This window comes from Streptomyces sp. NPDC046939 (assembly GCF_040644575.1).
In the GTDB taxonomy this organism is placed as follows: Bacteria; Actinomycetota; Actinomycetes; order Streptomycetales; family Streptomycetaceae; genus Streptomyces.
Map to the genome: position 1 here is coordinate 140,632 of NZ_JBEYWV010000021.1, position 25,575 is coordinate 166,206.

Annotated in this window: 22 protein-coding genes; 19 read left to right on the plus strand and 3 right to left on the minus strand. The window is 71.0% G+C overall.

The window, feature by feature from the left end:
• Positions 1-32: 32 nt before the first annotated feature.
• The 3 genes from ABZ877_RS23520 (at position 33) to thrS (ending at position 3,975) form a co-directional block, all read left to right on the plus strand.
• Positions 33-599: a DUF4365 domain-containing protein gene (locus tag ABZ877_RS23520; protein WP_361074320.1), complete on the plus strand. Its 567-nt coding sequence runs from the start codon at positions 33-35 to the stop codon at positions 597-599.
• A gap of 28 nt (positions 600-627) precedes the next feature.
• Positions 628-1,854 (plus strand): hypothetical protein, encoded by a 1,227-nt coding sequence (locus ABZ877_RS23525; RefSeq protein WP_361074321.1) that lies wholly within the window; start codon positions 628-630, stop codon positions 1,852-1,854.
• A 141-nt stretch (positions 1,855-1,995) separates the two neighbouring features.
• Positions 1,996-3,975 carry a threonine--tRNA ligase gene (gene thrS, locus ABZ877_RS23530; protein WP_361074323.1) on the plus strand — a complete coding sequence of 660 codons (1,980 nt, stop codon included), beginning with the start codon at positions 1,996-1,998 and terminating at the stop codon, positions 3,973-3,975.
• A 4-nt stretch (positions 3,976-3,979) separates the two neighbouring features.
• Here the strand turns inward: thrS and ABZ877_RS23535 are convergent, their stop codons facing one another.
• Positions 3,980-4,672, minus strand: coding sequence for an ion channel (locus ABZ877_RS23535; protein WP_361074325.1), 693 nt, complete (start codon positions 4,670-4,672; stop codon positions 3,980-3,982).
• Between the two features lie 67 nt (positions 4,673-4,739).
• On the opposite strand from ABZ877_RS23535, the gene ABZ877_RS23540 reads away from it, so the two are divergent.
• Positions 4,740-5,303, plus strand: a complete 564-nt coding sequence (locus ABZ877_RS23540) for an HIT domain-containing protein (RefSeq protein ID WP_361074327.1) — start codon at positions 4,740-4,742, stop codon at positions 5,301-5,303.
• Positions 5,304-5,340: 37 nt separating this feature from the next.
• Here ABZ877_RS23540 and ABZ877_RS23545 read toward each other — a convergent pair whose 3' ends face one another.
• Both ABZ877_RS23545 and ABZ877_RS23550 read right to left on the minus strand, forming a co-directional pair.
• Positions 5,341-7,089 carry a hypothetical protein gene (locus ABZ877_RS23545; RefSeq protein ID WP_361074329.1) on the minus strand — a complete coding sequence of 583 codons (1,749 nt, stop codon included), beginning with the start codon at positions 7,087-7,089 and terminating at the stop codon, positions 5,341-5,343.
• Between the two features lie 165 nt (positions 7,090-7,254).
• Positions 7,255-9,471, minus strand: coding sequence for an elongation factor G-like protein EF-G2 (locus ABZ877_RS23550; RefSeq protein ID WP_361074331.1), 2,217 nt, complete (start codon positions 9,469-9,471; stop codon positions 7,255-7,257).
• A 253-nt stretch (positions 9,472-9,724) separates the two neighbouring features.
• On the opposite strand from ABZ877_RS23550, the gene pgsA reads away from it, so the two are divergent.
• From pgsA to ABZ877_RS23625, 15 genes are all read left to right on the plus strand, one after another.
• Positions 9,725-10,393 carry a phosphatidylinositol phosphate synthase gene (gene pgsA, locus ABZ877_RS23555; protein ID WP_361074333.1) on the plus strand — a complete coding sequence of 223 codons (669 nt, stop codon included), beginning with the start codon at positions 9,725-9,727 and terminating at the stop codon, positions 10,391-10,393.
• Entirely contained in the window at positions 10,390-11,304 is a 915-nt protein-coding gene (locus ABZ877_RS23560) for a phosphatidylinositol mannoside acyltransferase (RefSeq protein ID WP_361074335.1), read from the plus strand. Before pgsA ends, ABZ877_RS23560 begins: the two co-directional genes overlap by 4 nt.
• Positions 11,301-12,461, plus strand: coding sequence for a glycosyltransferase family 4 protein (locus tag ABZ877_RS23565; RefSeq protein WP_361074337.1), 1,161 nt, complete (start codon positions 11,301-11,303; stop codon positions 12,459-12,461). The genes ABZ877_RS23560 and ABZ877_RS23565 overlap by 4 nt, the downstream gene beginning before the upstream one ends.
• Positions 12,462-12,690: 229 nt before the next feature.
• Positions 12,691-13,236, plus strand: coding sequence for a hypothetical protein (locus ABZ877_RS23570; RefSeq protein WP_361074339.1), 546 nt, complete (start codon positions 12,691-12,693; stop codon positions 13,234-13,236).
• Positions 13,237-13,420: 184 nt separating this feature from the next.
• Positions 13,421-14,269 (plus strand): pyridoxal 5'-phosphate synthase lyase subunit PdxS, encoded by an 849-nt coding sequence (gene pdxS / locus ABZ877_RS23575; RefSeq protein ID WP_361074374.1) that lies wholly within the window; start codon positions 13,421-13,423, stop codon positions 14,267-14,269.
• A 5-nt stretch (positions 14,270-14,274) separates the two neighbouring features.
• Positions 14,275-14,883, plus strand: a complete 609-nt coding sequence (gene pdxT, locus ABZ877_RS23580) for a pyridoxal 5'-phosphate synthase glutaminase subunit PdxT (RefSeq protein WP_361074342.1) — start codon at positions 14,275-14,277, stop codon at positions 14,881-14,883.
• A gap of 47 nt (positions 14,884-14,930) precedes the next feature.
• Positions 14,931-15,683 carry a YebC/PmpR family DNA-binding transcriptional regulator gene (locus tag ABZ877_RS23585; RefSeq protein ID WP_361074345.1) on the plus strand — a complete coding sequence of 251 codons (753 nt, stop codon included), beginning with the start codon at positions 14,931-14,933 and terminating at the stop codon, positions 15,681-15,683.
• Between the two features lie 125 nt (positions 15,684-15,808).
• Positions 15,809-16,363, plus strand: coding sequence for a crossover junction endodeoxyribonuclease RuvC (gene ruvC, locus ABZ877_RS23590; protein ID WP_361074347.1), 555 nt, complete (start codon positions 15,809-15,811; stop codon positions 16,361-16,363).
• On the plus strand, positions 16,360-16,971 hold the full coding sequence (gene ruvA, locus ABZ877_RS23595; protein ID WP_361074349.1) for a Holliday junction branch migration protein RuvA: 612 nt from the start codon (positions 16,360-16,362) through the stop codon (positions 16,969-16,971). Before ruvC ends, ruvA begins: the two co-directional genes overlap by 4 nt.
• Positions 16,972-17,031: 60 nt before the next feature.
• Positions 17,032-18,105, plus strand: coding sequence for a Holliday junction branch migration DNA helicase RuvB (ruvB, locus tag ABZ877_RS23600; protein WP_361074350.1), 1,074 nt, complete (start codon positions 17,032-17,034; stop codon positions 18,103-18,105).
• Positions 18,106-18,461: 356 nt separating this feature from the next.
• Positions 18,462-18,959 carry a preprotein translocase subunit YajC gene (yajC, locus tag ABZ877_RS23605; protein ID WP_361074352.1) on the plus strand — a complete coding sequence of 166 codons (498 nt, stop codon included), beginning with the start codon at positions 18,462-18,464 and terminating at the stop codon, positions 18,957-18,959.
• Positions 18,960-19,108: 149 nt separating this feature from the next.
• A complete protein-coding gene (gene secD, locus ABZ877_RS23610) occupies positions 19,109-20,884 on the plus strand; it encodes a protein translocase subunit SecD (RefSeq protein WP_361074376.1) in 1,776 nt (591 codons plus the stop codon).
• A 1-nt stretch (position 20,885) separates the two neighbouring features.
• A complete protein-coding gene (gene secF / locus ABZ877_RS23615; RefSeq protein ID WP_361074354.1) occupies positions 20,886-21,995 on the plus strand; it encodes a protein translocase subunit SecF in 1,110 nt (369 codons plus the stop codon).
• Between the two features lie 181 nt (positions 21,996-22,176).
• Entirely contained in the window at positions 22,177-22,716 is a 540-nt protein-coding gene (locus tag ABZ877_RS23620) for an adenine phosphoribosyltransferase (RefSeq protein ID WP_361074356.1), read from the plus strand.
• Between the two features lie 160 nt (positions 22,717-22,876).
• Complete coding sequence (locus tag ABZ877_RS23625) at positions 22,877-25,396, plus strand: RelA/SpoT family protein (RefSeq protein ID WP_361074358.1); 2,520 nt, start codon at positions 22,877-22,879, stop codon at positions 25,394-25,396.
• The last annotated feature ends 179 nt before the right edge of the window (positions 25,397-25,575 follow it).

Consider the following 25,575-nt stretch of genomic DNA (forward strand, 5'->3'; position numbering starts at 1 on the left):
GGGGTTCATCACGTCGAAAGGCCAGGCGCACCATGGCGCTCGCGCGGCCCGAACAGGGCGGGCTGCTGCCCGAGCGGGACGCACCGCCGCGCGGCACACTCGCCACCACCGCCTGCATGGAGACGCTCCAGGTGGGCTATCTGCACGCCGTGGCCGCCGCGGCCGGGTGCTCGCTCTCGCAGCCCTTCCCGGACAACGGCATCGACTGGCACGTCAGCCACAGCGCCCCCGGGCACACGGTCGACGACGAGGTCACCATCAAGGTGCAGCTCAAGGCGACGTACCAGATCCCGCCCGAACCACCGGGCCCCGCCTTCTCCTTCACGCTCGACAACGCGCACCTGGAGAAGCTCGCGAGGACCCCGGTCTCCGTGCACAAGATCCTCGTCGTGATGCTCGTACCGCGCTCCCAGGACGACTGGCTGCGCGCCGGGCACGACCGGCTCGACCTGCGGCACTGCTGCTACTGGACCAACCTCGCGGGCCACCCGGTCACCGGCCGCCGCCGCACCACCGTGCGCGTGCCGACCGACCGGATCTTCGACGACCGCGCGCTGTGCGGGATCATGACCCGCGTCGGGACGGGCGGGCGGCCCTGACCGGCCGTCCCGGATGGGAGTGACGCAGATGCAGCACCGCTCGGCCGACAGGCCCGTACGGGCCCTGGGCGTGGTCCGCGCCCGCCCCGTCGACCTCGCCGGACCCGATCCGGGCACGGTCGACCCGGTCGTCCTCGGCGCCCTCCTCGACCGGCACGGCTGGCGGCGGCGCGGCGGCGCCCCAGGACGCTACGCCCGCTGGACGCTGCCCGGCACCGGCGACCGCACCAGCCTCCTCGTGCCGGAGAGCCGCGCCTTCCCCGACAGCGAGGAGCTGCTCGGTGAGGCGCTGACCGCGCTCGAACGCAGCGGCACCCCCTCCGCCCGGGAGGTCCTCGTCGCGCTCGCCGTGCCCAGCGACGAGATCCGCTGGTGGCGCGATGTGCCCGAGGGGCCGGCGGGGGCGTCCGCCTGGACCGTCGAGGAACAGTTGCGGTCGGCGGCGCGGCGCATGCTGCTCGCGGGGGCGCTCGCCGCACGGGAACGCGCCGGGTACTACGGCGCCCGGCACCGGGCGGCCGCCGCCACGGCCCTGGAGGACGTCCTGGTGCAGGCCGCGCCCGACGGCCGGCGGCTGACCGCGTTCGTGCCCGTCGCCGCGGGGCGCGCGCTCGCCGTCCGGCTGCACCAGGCCCTCTACGCGGTCCGCGAGGCCGTCGACTACCGGCGCGCCACCGGCGGCATGGACGCCTTCGACAGTGCCACGGAGGCGGGCGTCAGCCACGAGCTGACCGAGGCGGTCGTCGCCCTCGTGCGCGGCACCGAGGGCGCCCGCGTCGGCGTCGCCTGGGCGCCCGCCGCCGGGGTCCCCGAGGAGTGCACGGACGGTGACGCGCCCGTCGAGTTCTCACCCGGCGACCTCGATGTGCTGCGCGCGGCCGGGGCCCGCTACCTGCGCGCCGAACCCGCCGTCGCCGTCCGCGTCACCGGCACCGTCGTCCGCCTGAGCAGGACCGGGCCGTGCGCGTCGGGGACGGTGCGGCTGCGGGTCATCGCGGGCGCCGACGTCCCGCACATCCGGATGACGCTCGACGAGGACGCGTACCGGACCGCGGGCCATGCCCATCTCGTCGGCCTGCCCATCCGGGTGCAGGGCCGCCTGGAGTCCAGAGGCGGCTTCCGGCGCCTCACCGGCGCCCACGACGTCGTACCCGTACAGGTGGAGCAGGCCGAACGGGACCGCCTGATGAAGTCGCGCCAGTCGTTCCAGGAGGATCTGGACTTCTTCGAGGACCCTTGCGCGGGGGAGGAGTAGCGCCCCACCTGTCCCCACCTGGCCCCACCTCTCCCAGGGCCCGGTGACCGCTTCGCGGGCGGCCCCCGCGACTCGGTACGATTCCTGGTGCGCGCGTCACAGGTAATGGCGCGGCGATCCACCTTCAGGCAGGAGAGACCGGTGTCAGACGTCCGTGTAGTCATCCAACGCGATTCCGAGCGGGAAGAGCGCGTGGTGACGACGGGCACTACGGCCGCCGAGCTTTTCGCCGGTGAGCGCAGCGTCGTCGCGGCCCGCGTGGGCGGGGAGCTGAAGGACCTGGCGTACGCCGTGGCCGACGGCGAGACCGTCGAACCCGTCGAGATCTCCTCCGAGGACGGTCTCAACATCCTGCGGCACTCGACCGCGCACGTGATGGCGCAGGCCGTCCAGGAGCTGTTCCCGGAGGCCAAGCTCGGCATCGGCCCGCCCATCAAGGACGGCTTCTACTACGACTTCGACGTCAAGGAGCCGTTCACCCCCGAGGACATCAAGCGCATCGAGAAGAAGATGCAGGAGATCCAGAAGCGGGGGCAGCGCTTCGCGCGCCGCGTGACCACCGACGAGGACGCCCGCGTCGAGCTGGCCGACGAGCCCTACAAGCTGGAGCTCATCGGCCTCAAGGGCAACGCGGCGCAGGCCGCCGACGGCGCCGACGCCGAGGTCGGCGGCGGCGAGCTGACCATCTACGACAACCTCGACGCCAAGACCGGCGAGCTGTGCTGGAAGGACCTCTGCCGCGGCCCGCACCTGCCCACCACCCGGAACATCCCGGCGTTCAAGCTGATGCGTTCGGCCGCCGCCTACTGGCGCGGCAGCGAGAAGAACCCGCAGCTCCAGCGCATCTACGGCACCGCGTGGCCGTCGAAGGACGAGCTGAAGGGCTACCTCGACTTCCTCGCCGAGGCCGAGAAGCGCGACCACCGCAAGCTCGGCGCCGAGCTGGACCTGTTCTCCTTCCCGGACGAGCTGGGCCCCGGCCTCGCGGTCTTCCACCCCAAGGGCGGCGTGATCCGCAAGGAGATGGAGACCTACTCGCGCAAGCGCCACGAGGTCTCCGGCTACGAGTTCGTCAACACGCCGCACATCTCGAAGGAGAAGCTCTTCGAGATCTCCGGGCACCTGCCGCACTACTCGGAGGGCATGTTCCCGCCCATCGAGTTCGACGAGCAGAACTACCGCCTCAAGGCGATGAACTGCCCGATGCACAACTTGATCTTCAAGGCCCGCGGCCGGTCCTACCGCGAACTGCCGCTGCGGCTGTTCGAGTTCGGCACCGTGTACCGCTACGAGAAGTCCGGCGTCGTGCACGGCCTGACCCGCTCGCGCGGCTTCACCCAGGACGACTCGCACATCTACTGCACCAAGGAGCAGATGCCGCAGGAGCTCGACACGCTCCTGACCTTCGTGCTCGACCTGCTGCGCGACTACGGCCTGACCGAGTTCGAGCTGGAGCTGTCCACCCGCGACGACTCCGACAAGTTCATCGGCACCGACGAGGACTGGGCCGAGGCGACCGAGGCGCTGCGCCTCGCCGCCGAGAAGCAGGGCCTGCCGCTCGTCCCCGACCCGGGCGGCGCCGCCTACTACGGGCCGAAGATCTCCGTGCAGGCCAAGGACGCCATCGGCCGGTCCTGGCAGATGTCGACCATCCAGGTCGACTTCAACCAGCCCAAGCGGTTCGGCCTGGAGTACACGGCGGCCGACGGCTCGCGCCAGCAGCCCGTCATGATCCACCGCGCCCTGTTCGGCTCCATCGAGCGGTTCTTCGGCGTGCTCCTGGAGCACTACGCGGGCGCCTTCCCGGCGTGGCTCGCGCCCGTGCAGGCCGTCGGCATCCCGATCGGTGACGCGCACGTGCCGTACCTGGAGGAGTTCGCCGCCAAGGCGCGCGCCCAGGGCCTGCGCGTCGAGGTCGACTCGTCCTCGGACCGCATGCAGAAGAAGATCCGCAACCAGCAGAAGGCCAAGGTGCCCTTCATGGTCATCGCGGGCGACGAGGACATGAACGCCGGTTCGGTCTCCTTCCGCTACCGCGACGGCTCGCAGGAGAACGGCATCCCGGTCGACGAGGCCATCGCCAAGATCCTGAAGGTCGTCGAGGAGCGCGCGCAGGTCTGACGTCTCAGTCGTGCTCGGTGTCGCGAGAGGCCCCTGGGGAGTTCCCCGGGGGCCTCTCGCCCTCACCCTCCCGCGCGAACACCTGGATGAGCCACGACGAGAACGAGCCCGTGACCGCACCCAGCAGCGCCAGGCCGCAGGCCATCAGGCCCACCGCGACGAGCCGGCCGAGCGGCGTCACCGGCACCACGTCCCCGTAGCCGACGGTCGACAACGTCGTGCACGTCCACCACACGGCGTCGCCGTACGTACGGATCGTCGCGTCCGGCGCCGCGTGCTCCTGCTGGTACACGGCGAGGGACGCGGCGAAGCCGAGCAGCGCCGCCGACACACCCGTATAGGCGATGACACGGCCGTGCAGCGGCAGGCGCGGCGCGTCACGGCGGCGCTGCACCCGCTCGTAGGCCCGCACGATCCGCAGCGGCCGCAGCAGCGGCAGCAGCAGGACGAGCGTGTCCAGGAGGTGCCTGCGCAGGAAACGCGGGAAGCGCTGCCCGCTCAGCCGCCAGCGGATCACGTAGTCCACCGCGAACAAGGCCCACGTGGCGAGCGTGACCGCCAGGCACAGGGTGCGCACCGCGCCCGGCAGACCGTGGCCGAGGACCCGGACCGCGTACGACGCGAGGAACAGCAGGGACGCCACCGCGAGGACGGCGCCGTCGCGCCGCTCCCAGCGTTCGAGGGGGCTGTCGGTCATCCGGTCAGCATCGCGCCTGCCCGGCGACGGCGACACCCGCCGACACCCTCCGCCCAGGTGACGCCATATGCTGCACTTCATGACGAGTGAGCCGGAGCAGCAGAGCGGTCCTGTGGGTGAACCGGACGGGTTCGGGCGTCTGTGGACCCCGCACCGCATCGCCTACATCCAAGGTGAGGGCAAGCCGACGGGCCCCGGGGCCGACGACGGCTGTCCCTTCTGCGCCGCTCCCGGCAAGTCCGACGAGGACGCCCTGATCGTGGCGCGCGGCGAGCACGTCTTCGCGATCCTTAACCTGTACCCGTACAACGGCGGGCACATGATGGTGCTGCCCTACCGGCACGTCGCCGACTACACCGACCTCGACCTGGCCGAGACCGCCGAGCTGGCCGTGTTCACCAAGCGGGCCATGACCGCGCTGCGCGCCGCGTCCGGGGCGCACGGCTTCAACATCGGCATGAACCAGGGCGCCGTCGCGGGCGCCGGCATCGCCGCTCATCTGCACCAGCACATCGTGCCGCGCTGGGGCGGCGACACGAACTTCATGCCGGTCACCGGCCACACGAAGGTCCTGCCGCAGCTCCTCGGCGACACCCGGACGGCCCTGGCGAAGGCCTGGCCGGACGCCTGAGCGAACCGGCCGGCGCGCATCCGGCACCGGGTGAGGGCTACGCGTCGTACACGTCGGCCTTCCTCGGTGCCGGGTCCTGGACCAGGCCGCTGAGCACGCCCGAGCGGTTGTCGAACTTCTCGGTGTTCACGCCGTGCTCCTCCAGCACCTTGATGGCCGCCGCGTGCACCACGCGCAGGACCGGGGTGGCCGTGCGCAGCGCGTCGTCCGCCATGAAGCGGTGGCGCCAGGGCTGGTCCGCCCAGGCGTGCCGCAGGCCGAACGGCTCCGGCAGGACGATCTTGCCGCCCAGGTGGTCCAGGAGCGGCGGATACCAGGTGAGGGGCGCGCGGACCGCGACCCGGACCGCCTCGTCCGCGTCGATGAGCGGCAGCGTCTTGGTGGTCGTCTCCCAGAACCGTATCGACTTCGGCGTCGTCTTCGTCTTCGGTGCGGGCTTCGAGGTGAACAGGGAGTTGACCGGGCCGAGCGCGTGGCCCGTCACCTCGATGCGCAGCGTCTGGTGCAGCACCGTCACCGTGATCAGCATGGTGATGATCAACTGGCCGTCCCAGAGCGTGAACTGCACGCCCAGGTAGTGCCGGTCGCCGCTGCCGAACTGCTGCTCGTTGCAGATCCGCTGTATCTCGTGCGGCTTGATCTGGTACGTGTCGACGTCCTCGCCGGTGGGGCGGGACACCGCCTTCGCGTTCTCCCCGATCGGGGTGACGATCCAGTTCTTCACCGACGGGGGCGGGAAGCCGCCCGTGTGCAGCGGGCCGCGCTGCAACATCCGGAGCTGGTCCTGGATCGCCCGTATGACGTCCCAGGCCCGGAACGGGTGGATCTCCTTGCCCTCCTCGGCCGGGACCAGGTCCTCGGCGAGCTGCCAGCTGCCCCAGCGCGTGCCCATGCCCAGGATGCCCTTGGGGCCCGCGTAGAAGACCGTGGTCGCCTGCTGCTCCGCGGTGAGCCGGGCGAGGCTCTGGCGCAATTGCTCGGCGGCGGTCTCGCCCGGACTGCCGGGCACCGCCTCGGGGATCTTGGCGCCGACGCCGCCGCCGGAGAGCAGCCCGTCCCACCGGTCGCGCAGGTCCCGCGCGGTGCGCTCGCAGACCTGCCGGGCCCAGAAGCCGCCGATGACCGGCATCACGAACGCCGCCCGCAGATACCAGGCCCACACGCCGTCGAACGGCAGCTTGATCAGCAGGATCACGATGCCGATGCCGACGATCGTCATGATCGTCGTGGCGACGGCGGCCCGGCCGTGGGCGGCGCGCTCCCGCTTCTTCGCCTCGCTGCGCTCCGCGGTGGACTTGTCCGCGGTCTCCTTGACCACCTTCTCCGCCGTCTCGACCCGCGCGTTGTTCGAGCGGCGGATCTGGAACGCCGCCAGCCACAGCAGGAACCCCGGCAGGAACAGGACGCCGAAGACGACGGTGATGATGGTCAGCAGGCTGTCGCGCTGACGCCGGATCCGGTTGGCGGCCAGGCAGTGCTCGACGACGACCTGGGGCTCCGTGCCGAAGGACTGGATGAGCGGCTTGCGGCCGCCGCCCAGCATCCGCACCTGCACGGCCCGGGAGAACGCCTCACCGAGGTTCGGCGCGAACAGCGACCACGTGCCGGCCTTGGCCTCGGTCTTGTGCCACTCGTTGTTGGCCTCCTCTATCTTCGAGGCCTTGTCGTCGCGGTACGCGGCCGACGCGATGGCGAAGGTCGCCGCGGTCTGCCCCGCGGAACCCTGCAACGGGACCTGCGCCCCCGGCCTGAAATCGAATACCTCGTCCGCCACTGCCGCCCCCATCACCACACGTCTTAGCTGCGGCCATTCCCGACTTCCGCACCCCGCACACCTGTTGACCGGCTGATCGTCCTGATCCACCCGACCGTGGACCAGCGTAACGGCCGCCACCGACAGTCCTCCTCACAAGGAGGATGTCGGTGGTTCCGGGGCGCGGCAAGGGCGCAACTAGGGGGCGTCCCCCGCCTGTTCGCGGATCCTCTCGCTCAACTGCGGCGGCATCGGCTCGTGCCGGGCGTAGGCGCGGTCGAAGCGGGCCGTGCCGTGCGACAGCGAGCGCAGATCCACCGCGTACCGGCCGATCTCGATCTCCGGCACCTCGGCCCGTACGAGCGTGCGCCCGCCCGGGGCCTGTTCGGTGCCGACGACGCGGCCCCGGCGCCCGGACAGATCGCTCATGACGGCGCCCACGTAGTCGTCGCCGACGAGCACCTGCACCTCGGCGACCGGCTCCAGGAGGTGGATCCGGGCGTCCGCCGCCGCCTCGCGCAGCGCCAGCGCGCCCGCCGTCTGGAACGCCGCGTCGGAGGAGTCCACCGAGTGCGCCTTGCCGTCGAGCAGCGTCACCCGGATGTCGATCAGCGGATACCCGGCCGCCACGCCCTTCGCCGCCTGGGCCCGTACGCCCTTCTCCACCGACGGGATGAACTGGCGGGGCACCGCGCCGCCGACGACCTTGTCGACGAACTCGATGCCGGACCCGCCGGGCAGGGGCTCCACCTCGATCTCGCAGATCGCGAACTGGCCGTGCCCGCCGGACTGCTTGACGTGCCGGCCGCGCCCGGCCGACTTCGACGCGAACGTCTCCCGGAGGGAGACCTTGTGCGCGATCACGTCGACCTGCACCCCGTACCGGCTGCGCAGCCGCTCCAGGGCGACATCGGCGTGGGCCTCGCCCAGGCACCACAGCACCAACTGGTGCGTGTCCGGGTTCTGCTCAAGCCGCATCGTCGGGTCCTCCGCGACGAGCCGCGCGAGACCTTGCGAGAGCTTGTCCTCGTCGGCCTTGCTGTGCGCCTGGATCGCGAGCGGCAGCAAGGGGTCCGGCATGTCCCACGGCGCCATCAGGAGCGGGTCGTCCTTCGCGGACAGGGTGTCGCCCGTCTCGGCGCGGCTCAGCTTCGCCACGCACGCGAGGTCACCGGCGATGCAGTGGGTGAGCGTGCGCTGCTGCTTGCCGAACGGGGCCGACAGCGCGCCGATCCGTTCGTCCGACTCGTGCAGCGGGCGGTCGTCGTGCGCGCGGTCGGTCAGCCCGTGCCCGGACACGTGCACCGTCTCCTCCGGGCGCAGGGTGCCCGAGAAGACCCGGACGAGCGAGACACGGCCCACGTACGGGTCGGAGGCGGTCTTCACGACCTCGGCCACGAGCGGCCCCTCGGGGTCGCAGGCGCCCACCGGGCGGGTCTTGCCGCCGCGCGTGGTCACCGCGGGAGCCTCGCGCTCCAGGGGCGAGGGGAAGCCCCCCGTGATCAGCTCCAGGAGCTCGACCGTGCCGATGCCCTGGCGCGCGCCCTCGGGCGCCGGGGCCGCCGCGAGGACCGGGTGGAAGACGCCGCGCGCCACCGCCCGCTCCAGATCCTCCACCAGCGTCTTGAGGTCGATGTCCTCGCCGCCGAGATAGCGGTCCATGAGGGTCTCGTCCTCGCTCTCCGCGATGATTCCCTCGATGAGCCGGTTGCGGGCCTCCTCAAGGGCGGGCAACTGGTCCTCGCCCGGCTCGGACTCCTTGCGTTCGCCCGACGCGTAGTCGTGCACGCGCTGCGAGAGCAGACCGATCAGACCCGTCACGGGCGCGTGCCCGTCCGCGCCCTGTGCGCCGTGCAGCGGCAGATACAGGGGGAGCACGGCGTCGGGGTCGTCGCCGCCGAACACGCGCGCGCACGTGCGCGTCATCTCCTCGAAGTCCGACCGGGCCGCCTCCAGGTGCGTGACGACGATCGCCCGGGGCATGCCGACCGCCGCGCACTCCTCCCACACCATGCGCGTCGCGCCCGCCATCGTCTCCGGGCTCTCCGCCGCCGAGACGACGAAGAGGGCCGCGTCCGCGGCGCGCAGACCGGCCCTCAATTCCCCGACGAAATCCGCGTAGCCGGGGGTGTCCAGCAGATTGATCTTGTAGCCGCCCCACTCCACCGGGACGAGCGAGAGCTGGACCGAGCGCTGCTGGCGGTGCTCGATCTCGTCGTAGTCGGAGACGCTGGTGCCGTCCTCGACGCGGCCCGCCCTGTTCACCGCCCCCGCGGTCAGCGCGAGAGCCTCCACCAGAGTCGTCTTGCCCGATCCGCTGTGGCCGACCAGCACCACATTCCGTACGGACGCGGGATGGTCGGCCGTCGCTGCCCTGCCGGCGGCTCCGGGATGTCCGTTCGCCTTGTCGCCCATGCCTAGCCTCCCGGTTGCACGGTGAGGTGGTACCTGTGGGACGTACACAGCGGACACGCGAATCCGCGTGCGGAGGCGGCTTCGGCGACGCCCGCGGTGCCATCGAGCTTTCCACTCCGGTCACTGTGCGTCCATACGTCGTACGCGATCGCACGCGCGCGTGGTGGCCCGGAGGTCGTTCCCGTGCGCGCGTGGCTACGATGGGCCAGCCGGTGGCCAGAGGGGCCGCCCGGCACCGACCCTCGGGAAGGCCATGCTGAACAAGTACGCGCGTGCATTCTTCACGCGTGTCCTCACACCGTTCGCCGCGTTTCTCATCCGTCGCGGGGTCAGCCCCGACACGGTGACGCTCCTCGGCACCGCCGGCGTCATGGCGGGAGCGCTGGTCTTCTACCCGCGCGGAGAGTTCTTCTGGGGCACCGTCGTCATCACGCTGTTCGTCTTCTCGGACCTCGTGGACGGCAACATGGCGCGCCAGCTCGGGCGCTCCAGCCGCTGGGGCGCCTTCCTCGACTCCACGCTGGACCGGGTCGCCGACAGCGCCATCTTCGGCGGCATGGCCCTGTGGTACGCGGGTTCGGGCAACGACAACGTGCTGTGCGCCGTCGCCATCTTCTGCCTCGCCAGCGGCCAGGTCGTCTCCTACACCAAGGCGCGCGGTGAGGCGATCGGGCTGCCCGTCGCCGTCAACGGCCTGGTGGAGCGCGCCGAACGGCTCGTCGTCTCGCTGGTCGCCGCGGGCTTCGCGGGGCTGCACAAGTTCGGCGTGCCCGGCATCCAGTACCTGCTGCCCGTCGCCCTGTGGATCGTCGCCGTCGGCAGCCTCGTCACGCTGATCCAGCGCGTCGTGACCGTGCGGCGCGAGTCCGCGGAGGCCGACGCCGCCGCTGCCGCCGCCGCGCGGGAGGAGACCGCCTCGTGAGCGGCGCCCAGGACCGGGTCACGGACGCGCTGTACGGGCTCGGCTGGGCGGGGGTGAAGAAGCTCCCCGAGCCGGTCGCGCAGCGCCTCGGACGCACCATCGCCGACCAGGTGTGGAAGCGGCGCGGCAAGGGCGTGCTTCGTCTGGAGGCCAACCTCGCGCGCGTGGTGCCCGATGCGACGCCGGAGCGGCTCGCCGAGCTGTCCAAGGCCGGCATGCGGTCCTACCTGCGGTACTGGATGGAATCCTTCCGGCTGCCCGCCTGGAGCAGGCAGCGCATCAGGGACGGCTTCACGCCCCAGGACGTGCATTACCTGACCGAGGGTCTCGCCGCCGGCAAGGGCGTCGTCCTCGCCCTGCCGCACATGGGCAACTGGGACCTCGCGGGCGCCTGGGTCACCACCAATCTGGGGACGCCGTTCGCGACGGTCGCCGAGCGGCTGAAGCCGGAGACCCTGTACGACCGGTTCGTCGCCTACCGCGAGGGGCTCGGCATGGAGGTGCTGCCCCACACCGGGGGCTCCGCCTTCGGGACCCTCGCGCGGCGGCTGCGCGCGGGCGGGCTCGTCTGCCTCGTCGCCGACCGCGATCTGTCCACCTCCGGTGTCGAGGTCAAGTTCTTCGGCGAGACGACGCGGATGCCCGCCGGGCCCGCCATGCTCGCCCAGCAGACGGGCGCGTTGCTCCTGCCCGTCACCCTCTGGTACGACTCGTCGTCTGTCATGAGGGGCCGCGTCCACCCGCCCGTCGACGTGCCGGAGACAGGTACGCGGGCCGAGAAGACGTCCGTCATGACACAGGCGCTGGCCGACGCCTTCGCCACGGGGATCGCGGACCATCCGGAGGACTGGCACATGCTGCAACGTCTGTGGCTCGCTGACCTGGAGCACTTCGAGGAGCGATCCGCGTGAGGATCGGAATCGTCTGCCCGTACTCGTGGGACGTGCCGGGCGGCGTCCAGTTCCACATCCGCGATCTGGCGGAGCACCTCATCGCCCTCGGGCACGAGGTCTCCGTCCTCGCCCCCGCCGACGACGAGACCCCGCTGCCGCCGTACGTCGTGTCGGCGGGGCGCGCGGTTCCTGTGCCGTACAACGGCTCCGTCGCCCGTCTCAACTTCGGGTTCCTGAGCGCCGCGCGCGTACGCCGCTGGTTGCACGACGGGACGTTCGACGTCATCCACATCCATGAGCCGGCGTCGCCGTCGCTCGGGCTGCTCGCGTGCTGGGCGGCGCAGGGGCCCATCGTGGCCACCTTCCACACGTCCAACCCCCGCTCGCGGGCCATGATCGCGGCGTATCCGATCCTGCAGCCCGCGCTCGAGAAGATCAGCGCGCGCATCGCCGTCAGCGAGTACGCGCGCCGTACGCTCGTCGAACATCTGGGCGGCGATGCGGTGGTGATCCCCAACGGGGTGGACGTCGACTTCTTCGCGCGGGCCGAGCCCAAGGCCGAGTGGCAGGGCGACACGATCGGGTTCATCGGGCGCATCGACGAGCCGCGCAAGGGGTTGCCGGTGCTGATGAAGGCCCTGCCGCGGATCCTCGCGGAGCGGCCCGGGACTCGGCTTCTGGTCGCCGGCCGGGGCGACGAGGAGGAGGCCGTCGCCTCCCTGCCCAAGGACATGCGGTCCCGTGTCGAGTTCCTCGGCATGGTCAGCGATGTCGACAAGGCCCGGCTTCTGCGCAGCGTCGACGTCTATGTGGCTCCCAACACCGGCGGCGAGAGCTTCGGGATCATCCTCGTCGAGGCCATGTCCGCGGGTGCTCCGGTGCTCGCCTCCGATCTCGACGCCTTCGCCCAGGTCCTCGATCAAGGTGCCGCCGGTGAACTCTTCAGCAACGAGGACGCCGACGCCCTCGCTGACGCGGCCCTCCGGCTCCTTGCGGACCCGGAGCGGCGCGCCTTGCTGCGTGACCGGGGCAGTAAGCATGTTCGGCGCTTCGACTGGTCGACTGTCGGGGCGGACATTCTTTCGGTCTACGAGACAGTGACGCACGGCGCGGCCGCGGTGGCCACCGACGAGCGAACGGGTCTACGGGCCCGGTTCGGGCTCGCCAGGGACTGAGTGCGGGCTCCATGCTTCGCGCCTGGTGCCCGTCGGGGGGCGGGGCCGTGCCGGTGCACCTCCTCGGCCGGATCGGTCTCCCGCCCGCTGACCGCCATGGGCGCGTCGTCCTGCGCCGGGTTCCGGCGGTGTCCTACGGGGGCACACCGACACGCCCCCTCCCGTCGCCGGGCGGGTGCCCCTCCGTGGCCCGTTCCGTGGTCTGGGGGGCCCGGTAGTCTTGCCGCCCGTGACCGCCACCCTCATCTGGATCGCCGTAGCCCTGTTCGCGATCGGGCTCTACCTGAGCTGGACCGCGGGGCGGCTCGACCGGCTGCACGCGCGGATCGACGCGGCGCGGGCCGCACTCGACGCGCAGTTGCTGCGGCGGGCCTCCGTCGCCCAGGAGCTGGCCACGTCGGGTGTGCTCGACCCGGCCGCCTCGATCGTGCTCTACGAGGCCGCGCACGCGGCGCGGCAGGCCGAGGAGGACCAGCGGGAGGTCGCCGAGAGCGAGCTGAGCCAGGCGCTCCGGGCCGTCTTCGGGGAGGCCGATCAGGTCGAGGCCGTACGGGAGGCGCCGGGCGGGGACGCCGCCGCCGAGGAGCTGGCGCAGGCCGTGCGCCGGGTGCCGATGGCCCGGCGCTTCCACAACGACGCCGTTCGCGCGGCAAGGGCGTTGCGCCGGCACCGCAAGGTGCGCTGGTTCCGGCTCGCCGGGCACGCTCCGTTTCCGCTCGCCTTCGAGATGGACGACGAGCCGCCCGCCGCTCTCGCCGACCGCGTCACCACATAGATCACAGGCGAAAAGAGCCACCGGCTGTCCATTGGCTCTTGTAGTGGACTGGTCCGCAGAGGTTTCCTCGGTGTCGCAGCAACGCCTTCGTCATCGAATGAGGTCTTCCGTGTCCACCAGCATCCCGCAGCCCGCCGTCCCCACCGAGGCCCCCGCCACCGGCACCGCCCGCGTCAAGCGCGGCATGGCCGAGCAGCTCAAGGGCGGCGTCATCATGGACGTGGTCAACGCCGAGCAGGCGAAGATCGCCGAGGACGCGGGCGCCGTCGCCGTCATGGCCCTGGAGCGGGTCCCCGCCGACATCCGCAAGGACGGCGGTGTCGCCCGGATGTCCGACCCGAACATGATCGAGGAGATCATCGGCGCGGTCTCCATCCCGGTCATGGCCAAGTCCCGGATCGGCCACTTCGTCGAGGCCCAGGTGCTCCAGTCGCTCGGCGTCGACTACATCGACGAGTCCGAGGTCCTCACCCCGGCCGACGAGGTCAACCACAGCGACAAGTTCGCCTTCACCACGCCCTTCGTGTGCGGTGCCACGAACCTGGGTGAGGCCCTGCGGCGCATCGCCGAGGGTGCCGCCATGATCCGGTCCAAGGGCGAGGCCGGCACCGGCAACGTCGTCGAGGCCGTGCGCCACCTGCGCCAGATCAAGAACGAGATCGCCCGCCTGCGCGGCTTCGACAACAACGAGCTGTACGCCGCCGCCAAGGAGCTGCGCGCCCCGTACGAGCTGGTCAAGGAGGTCTCCGAGCTCGGCAGGCTGCCCGTGGTGCTCTTCTCGGCCGGTGGCGTCGCCACCCCGGCCGACGCCGCGCTCATGCGCCAGCTCGGCGCCGAAGGCGTCTTCGTCGGCTCGGGCATCTTCAAGTCGGGCGACCCGGCCAAGCGCGCCGCCGCCATCGTGAAGGCCACCACCTTCTACGACGACCCGAAGATCATCGCGGACGCCTCCCGGAACCTCGGCGAGGCCATGGTCGGCATCAACTGCGACACCCTCCCCGAGGCCGAGCGCTACGCGAACCGGGGTTGGTAAGACCTATGAGTGACATGCCCGTCGTCGGCGTTCTGGCCCTTCAGGGCGATGTGCAGGAGCACCTTGTCGCCCTGGCCACCGCCGACGCCGTCGCCAGGCCGGTGCGGCGGCCCGAGGAACTGGCCGAGGTCGACGGTCTCGTCGTACCGGGTGGCGAGTCCACCACCATCTCCAAGCTGGCCAACCTGTTCGGGCTCATGGAGCCCCTACGCGCGCGCGTGCGCGCCGGAATGCCCGTCTACGGCACCTGCGCCGGAATGATCATGCTCGCCGACAAGATCCTCGACCCGCGCTCGGGCCAGGAGACCATCGGCGGCATCGACATGATCGTGCGCCGCAACGCCTTCGGGCGGCAGAACGAGTCCTTCGAGGCGGCCGTCGACGTACGGGGTGTCGAGGGCGACCCCGTGGAGGGCGTCTTCATCCGCGCCCCCTGGGTGGAGTCCGTGGGCGCCTCCGTGGAGGTGCTCGCCGAGCACGGGGGACACATCGTCGCCGTGCGCCAGGGCAACGCCCTCGCGACGTCCTTCCACCCCGAGCTGACGGGCGACCACCGCCTCCACGGGCTGTTCGTGGAGATGGTGCGGGCGAAGGACGCGCCGGGTTCCTTGTAGGATCGCTGCGTTCGTACTGAGGTTGGTTACGCGAAGGAGACAGGCAGATGTCCGGCCACTCTAAATGGGCTACGACGAAGCACAAGAAGGCCGTGATCGACGCCAAGCGCGGCAAGCTCTTCGCGAAGATGATCAAGAACATCGAGGTCGCGGCCCGTACCGGCGGCGCCGACCCGGCCGGTAACCCGACCCTGTTCGACGCCATCCAGAAGGCCAAGAAGAGCTCGGTCCCGAACAAGAACATCGACTCCGCGGTCAAGCGCGGCGCCGGTCTCGAGGCCGGTGGCGCCGACTACGAGACGATCATGTACGAGGGCTACGGCCCCAACGGTGTCGCGGTGCTCATCGAGTGCCTCACCGACAACCGCAACCGCGCCGCGTCCGACGTCCGCGTCGCCATGACGCGCAACGGCGGCAGCATGGCCGACCCGGGCTCCGTGTCGTACCTGTTCAACCGCAAGGGCGTCGTGGTCGTCCCCAAGGGCGAGCTGACCGAGGACGACGTCCTGGGCGCCGTGCTCGACGCGGGCGCCGAGGAGGTCAACGACCTGGGCGACTCCTTCGAGGTGCTCTCCGAGGCCACCGACCTGGTCGCCGTCCGCACAGCCCTCCAGGAAGCGGGCATCGACTACGACTCGGCCGACGCCAACTTCGTCCCGACCATGCAGGTCGAGCTGGACGAGGAGGGCGCCCGCAAGATCTTCAAGCTGATCGACGCCCTGGAGGACAGCGACGACGTGCAGAACGTCTTCGCCAACTTCGACGTCTCCGACGAGGTCATGGAGAAGGTCGACGCCTAAGGGCGCTCCGAGCGCCTCACACGGCGGTGGCGGCGGGCCGACGGGACACACACCCCGTCGGCCCGCCGCTTTGTCAGTGGCACCCGATAGCCTGCACGAACAGGCGAGTGAAGTGGGGGCTGGGCGTGCGAGTGCTGGGCGTGGACCCGGGGTTGACCCGGTGCGGTGTCGGCGTGGTCGAGGGGGTCGCGGGGCGACCGCTGACCATGCGCGGCGTCGGCGTCGTGCGCACGCCGCCCGACGCCGAGCTGGGCCACCGGCTCGTCGCGATCGAGCGCGGCATCGAGCAGTGGATCGAGGAGCACGACCCCGAACTCCTCGCCGTGGAGCGGGTGTTCAGCCAGCACAATGTGCGCACCGTGATGGGCACCGCCCAGGCCAGCGCCGTCGCCATGCTGTGCGCCGCGCGCCGCGGCATCCCCGTCGCCCTGCACACGCCCAGCGAGGTCAAGGCCGCCGTCACCGGCAGCGGCCGCGCCGACAAGGCGCAGGTCGGCGCCATGGTGACCCGGCTGCTCAGACTGGACGCGCCGCCCAAGCCGGCCGACGCCGCCGACGCGCTCGCCCTCGCCATCTGCCACATCTGGCGCGCCCCCGCGCAGAACAGACTCCAGCAAGCCGTCGCCCTGCACGCCGCTCACGCGTCCCGGGCAACAAAGCTGAAAGGCCGTACCGCATGATCGCCTTCGTCAGCGGCCCCGTCGCCGCCCTCGCCCCCGACACCGCGGTGGTCGAGGTCGGCGGTGTCGGCATGGCCGTCCAGTGCACGCCGAACACCCTGTCCACGCTCCGCGTCGGCCAGCAGGCCAAGCTCGCCACCTCCCTCGTCGTACGCGAGGACTCGCTCACCCTGTACGGCTTCGCGGACGACGACGAGCGCCAGACGTTCGAGCTGCTCCAGACCGCCAGCGGCGTCGGCCCGCGGCTCGCCCAGGCCATGCTCGCCGTGCACAGCCCCGACGCCCTGCGCCGCGCCGTCTCCACCGGCGACGAGAAGGCGCTCACTGCCGTCCCCGGCATCGGCAAGAAGGGCGCCCAGAAGCTGCTCCTGGAGCTGAAGGACCGCCTCGGCGAGCCCGTCGGCCCCGGCGGGCCCGCCATCGGCACCGCCGTCACCAGCGGCTGGCGCGACCAACTGCACGCCGCCCTCATCGGCCTCGGCTACGCCACCCGGGAGGCCGACGAGGCGGTCGCCGCCGTCACCCCGCAGGCCGAGGCGGCCGAGACCACCCCGCAGGTGGGACAGCTCCTCAAGGCGGCCCTGCAGACCCTGAACCGCACCCGCTGACCCCTTTGCTGACCGCCTGACCGCCCGACCGACTCCGACCCGCAACGCGAGGCACACGTAATGAACTGGGACGACCCGACCGACGCGGCGCCGGACCCCGAGCGTCTGGTGGGCTCCGCCGCCGACCGCGAGGACCAGGCCGTCGAAGCGGCCCTGCGCCCCAAGGACCTCGGCGAGTTCATCGGCCAGGAGAAGGTCAGGGTCCAGCTCGACCTGGTGCTGCGCGCCGCACGCGCGCGCGGGGCCACCGCCGACCACGTCCTGCTCTCCGGAGCGCCCGGCCTCGGCAAGACCACCCTCTCCATGATCATCGCCGCGGAGATGGGCGCCCCGATCCGCATCACCTCGGGCCCCGCCATCCAGCACGCGGGCGACCTCGCCGCGATCCTGTCCTCCCTCCAGGAGGGCGAGGTCCTCTTCCTCGACGAGATCCACCGCATGTCCCGGCCCGCCGAGGAGATGCTCTACATGGCGATGGAGGACTTCCGCGTCGACGTGATCGTCGGCAAGGGCCCCGGCGCCACCGCCATCCCCCTCGAACTGCCCCCCTTCACGCTCGTCGGCGCCACCACGCGCGCGGGCCTGCTCCCGCCCCCGCTGCGCGACCGCTTCGGCTTCACCGCGCACATGGAGTTCTACGAGCCCGCCGAGCTGGAGCGCGTCATCCACCGCTCCGCTTCCCTGCTCGACCTGGAGATCGACGCCGAGGGCGCCGCCGAGATCGCCGGGCGCTCCCGCGGCACTCCGCGCATCGCCAACCGCCTGCTGCGCCGCGTCCGCGACTACGCGCAGGTCAAGGCCGACGGCCACATCACCCGGGACGTCGCCTCCGCCGCGCTCGCCGTCTACGAGGTCGACGGCCGCGGCCTCGACCGCCTCGACCGGGCCGTCCTGGAGGCGCTGCTCAAGCTGTTCGGCGGCGGACCCGTGGGCCTGTCGACGCTGTCGGTCGCGGTGGGGGAGGAGCGCGAGACGGTCGAGGAGGTGGCCGAGCCCTTCCTCGTACGCGAAGGGTTGCTGGCCCGTACGCCACGGGGCCGCGTCGCCACCCCGGCCGCCTGGGCCCACCTGGGGCTCACCCCGCCCCAGGAGCGAGCGGGCGCTTCCGGCCAACAGGACCTCTTCGGGGCCTGACGGCCTGCCCGCGAGCCTGTGCTCCGGCCGCCGCCGCGCGTGCTCGCCGCACAGCACCGCGGGACACCTGATCTCGCCGCGTGACCTGGGGCTCCGTACGCCCCGGCGTCCGGCCGGAGGCCGTGATCGCCCGCACCGGCCGTCGCCGCGCCCGCGCTCCGCGCGGACGGCGGCGGCGCAAAGGCGGGCTCCGACGGCGCGGGCGCTCGCCGGGCCTGGAACCCCGGTGCCATGCTGAGCGTTGTTCCCACCGTGCGGACTCGCTTAGACTCCGCCGACAGTCGCCTTCTCGGCGACGGCACCCCCAAACCCAACAAGGCCGCTCCCATCGCGGTCGCTGAAGGAAGTTCCCACCCGTGAGTCTCGTGACCCTCCTCCCGTTCATCGTGCTCATCGGGGCCATGTTCCTGATGACCCGGTCGGCCAAGAAGAAGCAGCAGCAGGCCGCCCAGATGCGCAATGACATGCAGCCCGGTTCCGGCGTCCGCACGATCGGGGGCATGTACGCCACGGTCAAGGAGGTCAACGAGGACACGGTCCTCCTGGACGCCGGCCCCGGCGTGCACCTCATGTTCGCGAAGAACGCGATCGGCGCGGTGCTCTCCGACGACGAGTACAACCGCATCGTCCACGGCGCCGAGGCCACCGAGGACGACGAGCTGACCGACGCCGCCGTCGTCCCCGACGACGCGTCCTCCCTCACCGGGACCGACGAGCCCGCCGCCGCTGACGACTCGCGCATCGACCTCGGCAAGAAGGACGTGGCCGACACGGCCGGCGAGCCCGCCGCCGAGGCCGACAAGGCCGCCGACGCCGAGCCGAAGAAGACCGACGGCGAGTCCGACGCGAAGTAGTCACGGCCGGGACCGCGGAGGCGACCGCTTGCGTCGCCGCGGTTCCGTCCCGTACGTGACCCGCGTGGATTCTCGACCATTTCATGGCCGCCCGGGCGGTGCGGGGACGAACCCCCGACGCAGGGCGGATGGAGAGGGAGTACGAGAAGGTGGCCACACCTAAAAAGAGCCGAGGGTCAGGGACCCAGAGCAGGCCGGGGCGTGCTCTGAGCCTGATCGTGATCATCATGGTGGCGCTCGTCGGGGGAATGTTCCTCGCCGGTGAGTTCACGCCGCGCCTCGGTATCGACCTCGCGGGCGGCACCAGCATCACGCTGGAGGCCAAGAACGAGCCGGGCCAGCCCAACGCGATCAACAAGACCAACATGGACACCGCGGCGGACATCATCAACCGCCGCGTCAACGGCATGGGTGTCTCCGAGGCCGAGGTCCAGACGCAGGGCAACAACAACATCATCGTCAACATCCCCCGGGGCACGAACCAGAAGCAGGCGCGCGCGCAGGTCGGCACGACCGCGCAGCTCTACTTCCGCCCCGTGCTGACGGTGGCCGCGGGCGCCCCCACGGGCAACCCCACGGCGAGCCCGTCCCCGAGCGCCTCGTCCGGCGACAAGGCGACGGACAAGGCCACGGACAAGGCGACGGAGAAGGGCGACGGCAAGGCGTCCCCGTCCGCCACGCCGACCCCCACCGCCACCTCGCAGGGCCGCGCCGTCACCGACGCCCTGAAGGCCGACACCGCCGACGACAAGGCCTCGCCGACCCCCTCCGGGAGCGCGTCCCCGAGCGCGTCCGCCGACCCGGCGACCACCGCGCTGCAGAAGAAGTTCACCGACCTCGACTGCACCGACAAGGCCGCCCGCACGAAGGTCAACGAGGGCGCCAAGCCGACCGACACCATCGTCGCCTGCGGCAAGGACTCGCAGGGGCAGTGGGAGAAGTACATCCTCGGCCCGTCCGAGGTGAACGGCAAGGACGTCAAGAAGGCCCAGGCCGTCATCAACCAGCAGTCCGGCGCGTGGGTCGTCAACATGGACTTCACGGGCGGTGGCTCGAAGAAGTTCGCGGCGACGACCAGCAAGCTCAAGGACCAGCAGTCGCCGATGAACCAGTTCGCCATCGTGCTCGACGGCGACGTGGTCTCCGCCCCCAGCGTCAGCTCGACGCTGAGCGCCAGCGCCGAGATCTCCGGCAGCTTCACCCAGGAATCCGCCCAGGACCTGGCCAACGTCCTGTCCTACGGCGCCCTGCCGCTCACCTTCCACGAGCAGAGCGTCACCACGGTGACCGCCGCGCTCGGCGGTGAGCAACTGCACGCCGGTCTGATCGCGGGCGCCATCGGCCTCGCCCTGGTCGTCATCTACCTGGTGGTCTACTACCGGGGCCTGTCGGTCATCGCCCTCGCCTCGCTGGTCGCCTCCGGCATCCTCACGTACACGCTGATGACGCTCCTCGGCCCGGCCATCGGCTTCGCGCTGAACCTGCCGGCCGTCTGCGGTGCCATCGTCGCCATCGGCATCACCGCGGACTCGTTCATCGTGTTCTTCGAACGCATCCGGGACGAGGTCCGCGAGGGCCGTTCCGTGCGGCCCGCCGTCGAGCGCGCCTGGCCGCGCGCCCGGCGCACCATCCTGGTCTCCGACTTCGTGTCGTTCCTCGCGGCCGCGGTGCTCTACATCGTGACCGTCGGCAAGGTGCAGGGCTTCGCGTTCACGCTCGGCCTGACCACCCTGCTCGACGTGGTCGTCGTCTTCCTCTTCACGAAGCCGCTGATGACGCTCCTGGCCCGCAGGAAGTTCTTCTCCAGCGGACACAAGTGGTCGGGCCTCGACCCGAAGCGGCTCGGCGCCCAGCCGCCGCTGCGCAGGCGCTCGACGCGCCGCACCGCCCCCGCCGCCGGCTCCAGCGACCCGAAGGAGGCGTGAGATGTCGAAGCTCGGCAATCTCGGCGCCAGGCTCTACCGCGGTGAGGTCGGCTACGACTTCATCGCCAAGCGCAAGATCTGGTACGGCGTCTCGATCCTGATCACCATCACGGCGATCGTCGGCCTCGCGGTGCGCGGCCTGAACATGGGCATCGACTTCGAGGGCGGCGCCGTCTTCACGACGCCCAAGACCAGCGTCTCGGCCGCCAAGGCGGAGGAGTACGCGGAGAAGGCGTCGGGGCACGACGCGATCGTGCAGGAGCTCGGCACGGGCGGCCTGCGCATCCAGATCGCGGGGATCGACACGGGCAAGTCGGACGAGATCTCGTCCGAGCTGTCCAAGGACCTCGGCATCGACCAGAACAAGATCAACGCCGATCTGGTCGGCCCCAGCTGGGGTGACACCATCGCCAACAAGGCCTGGCAGGGTCTGGCGATCTTCATGGTCCTCGTCGTGATCTACCTGGCGATCGCCTTCGAGTGGCGCATGGCCGTCGCGGCGCTCGTCGCCCTGATCCACGACATCACCATCACCGTCGGGATCTACGCCCTGGTGGGCTTCGAGGTCACGCCCGGCACGGTGATCGGTCTGCTCACGATCCTCGGTTACTCGCTCTACGACACCGTCGTCGTCTTCGACTCCCTCAAGGAGCAGACGAAGGGCATCGAGAAGCAGACCCGCTGGACCTACAGCGACATCGCCAACCGGTCGATCAACAGCACCCTGGTGCGCTCGATCAACACCACGGTCGTCGCGCTGCTGCCCGTCGCGGGCCTGCTGTTCATCGGCGGCGGCTTCCTCGGCGCCGGCATGCTCAACGACATCTCCCTGTCGCTCTTCGTCGGCCTCGCCGCCGGTGCGTACTCCTCGATCTTCATCGCCACTCCGCTGGTCGCCGACCTCAAGGAGCGCGAGCCGAAGATGAAGGCGCTGAAGAAGCGGGTGCTCGCCAAGCGGGCCGCCACCGCCGCCCAGGCCGAGACGGCCGCCGCGGTCGTCGGCCACCAGGCGGACGCCGAACCGGAGGACGCCGCCCCGGCGGGTGCGGGCCCCCGCACCCAGCCCTCCCGCTCCCGCGGCCGAACCCGCCCCTCGGGCAAGCGCCGCTGAGCCTGCGGCAGCAGTACGTGACATGGGCGCCGGGAGCCGAAAGACTCCCGGCGCCCATGTCGTTGCCGTAGGACACCGGGAACGTACTCGGGCACCCGGCGCCCGCGTCGTCCCGGTAAGGGCGTGGCTGCTAAGGTTTCGTCCGCCAAAACTCGCTTCCCACGTTGCCTGAGGTGCAGAAATGACCGACATCAAGGAACTGCTCCTCAGCCGCATCCGGGACGTTCCGGACTACCCGGAGCCGGGGGTGATGTTCAAGGACATCACCCCGCTGCTCGCCGACCCCGAGGCGTTCACCGCCCTCACCGACGCGCTCGCCGAGCTGTGCGTGCGGCACGGCGCGACGAAGGTCGTGGGATTGGAGGCGCGCGGGTTCATCCTGGGCGCCCCCGTCGCCGTCCGCGCGGGGCTCGGCTTCATCCCCGTACGCAAGGCGGGCAAGCTGCCCGGAGCGACGCTGGCGCAGTCCTACGACCTGGAGTACGGGTCCGCCGAGATCGAGGTGCACGCCGAGGATCTGGCCGCCGGTGACCGCGTCATGGTCATCGACGACGTGCTGGCCACCGGCGGCACCGCCGAGGCCGCCCTGCATCTGATCCGCCGGGCCGGCGCCCAGGTCGCGGGCGTCGCGGTCCTCATGGAGCTGGGCTTTCTGCCCGGCCGCGCGCGTGTGGAGCCCGCCCTCGACGGCGCCCCGCTGGAGGCCCTGCTCGTCGTCTGAGCGAAAGGAAAGGGGCGGGCCTGGCGGAATCCGGCGCCCGCCTCCGGTGTTTCCCCAGTACACAGGCGTCCCAGCGGCCGAATACGTGCTATGGCCGCCGGCTCGATACCATGGACGTTCCGGGACCTGCACGGGGACCCGTCGCGCACAAGGAGCGCCGTTGCCAGACGAGGCCAAGCCACTCACCGCCGCCAAGCCCGACCAGCACGCCGATCCGGCCGCGGGGTCCTCCGCCACGCCCGCGAAGAACGGGCAGGGCGCGGCGAAGCCCGCGGGCGCCGCGAACGGCAAGGCGGCCGAGCAGCCACGTTCCCGGCCCTCCGAGCACACGCGTGCCACGCAGCCGCCCGCGATCCGCTCCGCCACGAACCAGCCCGCGGCCCGCTCGGGCTCCTCCAACCGCGTCCGTGCCCGCCTGGCCCGTCTCGGCGTGCAGCGTTCGAACCCGTACAACCCGGTCCTCGAACCGTTGCTGCGGATCGTGCGCGGCAACGATCCGAAGATCGAGACGTCGACGCTGCGCCAGATCGAGCGCGCCTACCAGGTCGCCGAGCGCTGGCACCGCGGCCAGAAGCGCAAGAGCGGCGACCCGTACATCACGCACCCGCTCGCCGTGACGACGATCCTCGCCGAGCTGGGCATGGACCCGGCGACGCTGATGGCGGGCCTGCTGCACGACACCGTCGAGGACACCGAGTACGGCCTGGACACCCTGAAGCGGGACTTCGGCGACCAGGTCGCCCTCCTCGTCGACGGCGTGACGAAGCTGGACAAGGTCAAGTTCGGCGAGGCCGCGCAGGCGGAGACCGTGCGCAAGATGGTCGTCGCCATGGCCAAGGACCCGCGCGTCCTGGTCATCAAGCTCGCCGACCGCCTGCACAACATGCGCACCATGCGCTACCTCAAGCGCGAGAAGCAGGAGAAGAAGGCGCGCGAGACCCTGGAGATCTACGCGCCGCTCGCCCACCGCCTGGGCATGAACACCATCAAGTGGGAGCTGGAGGACCTCGCGTTCGCGATCCTCTACCCCAAGATGTACGACGAGATCGTGCGGCTCGTGGCCGAGCGCGCCCCCAAGCGCGACGAGTACCTGGCCATAGTGACCGACGAGGTGCAGAGCGACCTGCGCGCGGCCCGCATCAAGGCCACCGTGACCGGCCGCCCGAAGCACTACTACAGCGTCTACCAGAAGATGATCGTCCGCGGCCGTGACTTCGCGGAGATCTACGACCTGGTGGGCATCCGCGTCCTCGTCGACACGGTCCGCGACTGCTACGCGGCACTGGGCACCGTCCACGCCCGCTGGAACCCGGTTCCGGGGCGGTTCAAGGACTACATCGCGATGCCCAAGTTCAACATGTACCAGTCGCTGCACACGACGGTCATCGGCCCCAACGGCAAGCCCGTCGAGCTGCAGATCCGTACGTTCGACATGCACCGCCGCGCCGAGTACGGCATCGCCGCGCACTGGAAGTACAAGCAGGAGGCCGTCGCGGGCGCCTCCAAGGTCCGCAGCGACGCGCCCCGCACCTCCGGCAAGGACGACCACCTCAACGACATGGCGTGGCTGCGCCAACTGCTCGACTGGCAGAAGGAGACGGAGGACCCGGGCGAGTTCCTGGAGTCCCTGCGCTTCGACCTGTCGCGCAACGAGGTCTTCGTGTTCACGCCGAAGGGCGACGTCATAGCGCTCCCGGCGGGCGCGACCCCGGTCGACTTCTCGTACGCGGTCCACACCGAGGTCGGCCACCGCACCATAGGGGCGCGGGTCAACGGCCGCCTCGTACCGCTGGAGTCGACGCTGGACAACGGCGACCTGGTGGAGGTCTTCACCTCCAAGGCGGCCGGCGCGGGTCCGTCCCGCGACTGGCTGGGCTTCGTCAAGTCGCCCCGTGCGCGCAACAAGATCCGCGCCTGGTTCTCCAAGGAGCGCCGGGACGAGGCGATCGAGCAGGGCAAGGACGCCATCGCGCGCGCGATGCGCAAGCAGAACCTGCCGATCCAGCGCATCCTCACCGGCGACTCCCTGGTCACGCTGGCGCACGAGATGCGCTACCCGGACATCTCGTCGCTCTACGCGGCCATCGGCGAGGGGCACGTCACGGCGCAGTCCGTCGTGCAGAAGCTCGTCCAGGCGCTCGGTGGCGAGGAGGCGGCCAACGAGGACATCGCAGAGAGCGCTCCGCCGTCGCGCGGCCGCTCCAAGCGCCGCTCGAACGCCGATCCTGGCGTCGTGGTCAAGGGCGTCGACGACGTCTGGGTGAAGCTGGCGCGCTGCTGCACGCCCGTGCCCGGCGACCCGATCATCGGCTTCGTCACGCGCGGCAGCGGCGTCTCGGTCCACCGCAGCGACTGCGTCAACGTGGACTCGCTCTCCCGCGAGCCCGAGCGCATCCTCGACGTCGAATGGGCGCCCACCCAGTCCTCGGTCTTCCTGGTCGCCATCCAGGTGGAGGCCCTGGACCGCTCGCGCCTGCTGTCGGACGTCACCCGCGTCCTGTCGGACCAGCACGTCAACATCCTGTCGGCGGCGGTCCAGACCTCCCGCGACCGGGTGGCGACCTCCCGCTTCACGTTCGAGATGGGCGACCCGAAGCACTTGGGCCACGTCCTGAAGGCGGTCAGGGGAGTGGAGGGCGTCTACGACGTCTACCGAGTCACGTCGGCAAGGCGCCCGTAAGAGCCGATCACCGGACAGACACGCCCCGCCAGGGGCGCGGGGAACTGCGCGAGGACGGACCACGACCGTCAGCCGCACCACGACCGGAACAAGGCAGACGCTGCAGCGAAAGAAGCGGGCCCGGGCTTGAAAAGCCCGGGCCCGCACCAAAACACCAAGATAAAAAAAGACACAAACCA

Bases quoted from the DNA above. Each gene is read 5' to 3' on its own strand.
- ABZ877_RS23520 (WP_361074320.1), top strand. From the start codon at position 33: ATGGCGCTCGCGCGGCCCGAACAGGGCGGGCTGCTGCCCGAGCGGGAC.
- ABZ877_RS23525 (WP_361074321.1), top strand. From the start codon at position 628: ATGCAGCACCGCTCGGCCGACAGGCCCGTACGGGCCCTGGGCGTGGTC.
- ABZ877_RS23535 (WP_361074325.1), bottom strand. From the start codon at position 4,672: ATGACCGACAGCCCCCTCGAACGCTGGGAGCGGCGCGACGGCGCCGTC.
- ABZ877_RS23540 (WP_361074327.1), top strand. From the start codon at position 4,740: ATGCTGCACTTCATGACGAGTGAGCCGGAGCAGCAGAGCGGTCCTGTG.
- ABZ877_RS23545 (WP_361074329.1), bottom strand. From the start codon at position 7,089: ATGGGGGCGGCAGTGGCGGACGAGGTATTCGATTTCAGGCCGGGGGCG.
- ABZ877_RS23550 (WP_361074331.1), bottom strand. From the start codon at position 9,471: ATGGGCGACAAGGCGAACGGACATCCCGGAGCCGCCGGCAGGGCAGCG.
- pgsA (WP_361074333.1), top strand. From the start codon at position 9,725: ATGCTGAACAAGTACGCGCGTGCATTCTTCACGCGTGTCCTCACACCG.
- pdxS (WP_361074374.1), top strand. From the start codon at position 13,421: ATGGCCGAGCAGCTCAAGGGCGGCGTCATCATGGACGTGGTCAACGCC.
- pdxT (WP_361074342.1), top strand. From the start codon at position 14,275: ATGAGTGACATGCCCGTCGTCGGCGTTCTGGCCCTTCAGGGCGATGTG.
- ABZ877_RS23585 (WP_361074345.1), top strand. From the start codon at position 14,931: ATGTCCGGCCACTCTAAATGGGCTACGACGAAGCACAAGAAGGCCGTG.
- ruvA (WP_361074349.1), top strand. From the start codon at position 16,360: ATGATCGCCTTCGTCAGCGGCCCCGTCGCCGCCCTCGCCCCCGACACC.
- ruvB (WP_361074350.1), top strand. From the start codon at position 17,032: ATGAACTGGGACGACCCGACCGACGCGGCGCCGGACCCCGAGCGTCTG.
- secF (WP_361074354.1), top strand. From the start codon at position 20,886: ATGTCGAAGCTCGGCAATCTCGGCGCCAGGCTCTACCGCGGTGAGGTC.
- ABZ877_RS23620 (WP_361074356.1), top strand. From the start codon at position 22,177: ATGACCGACATCAAGGAACTGCTCCTCAGCCGCATCCGGGACGTTCCG.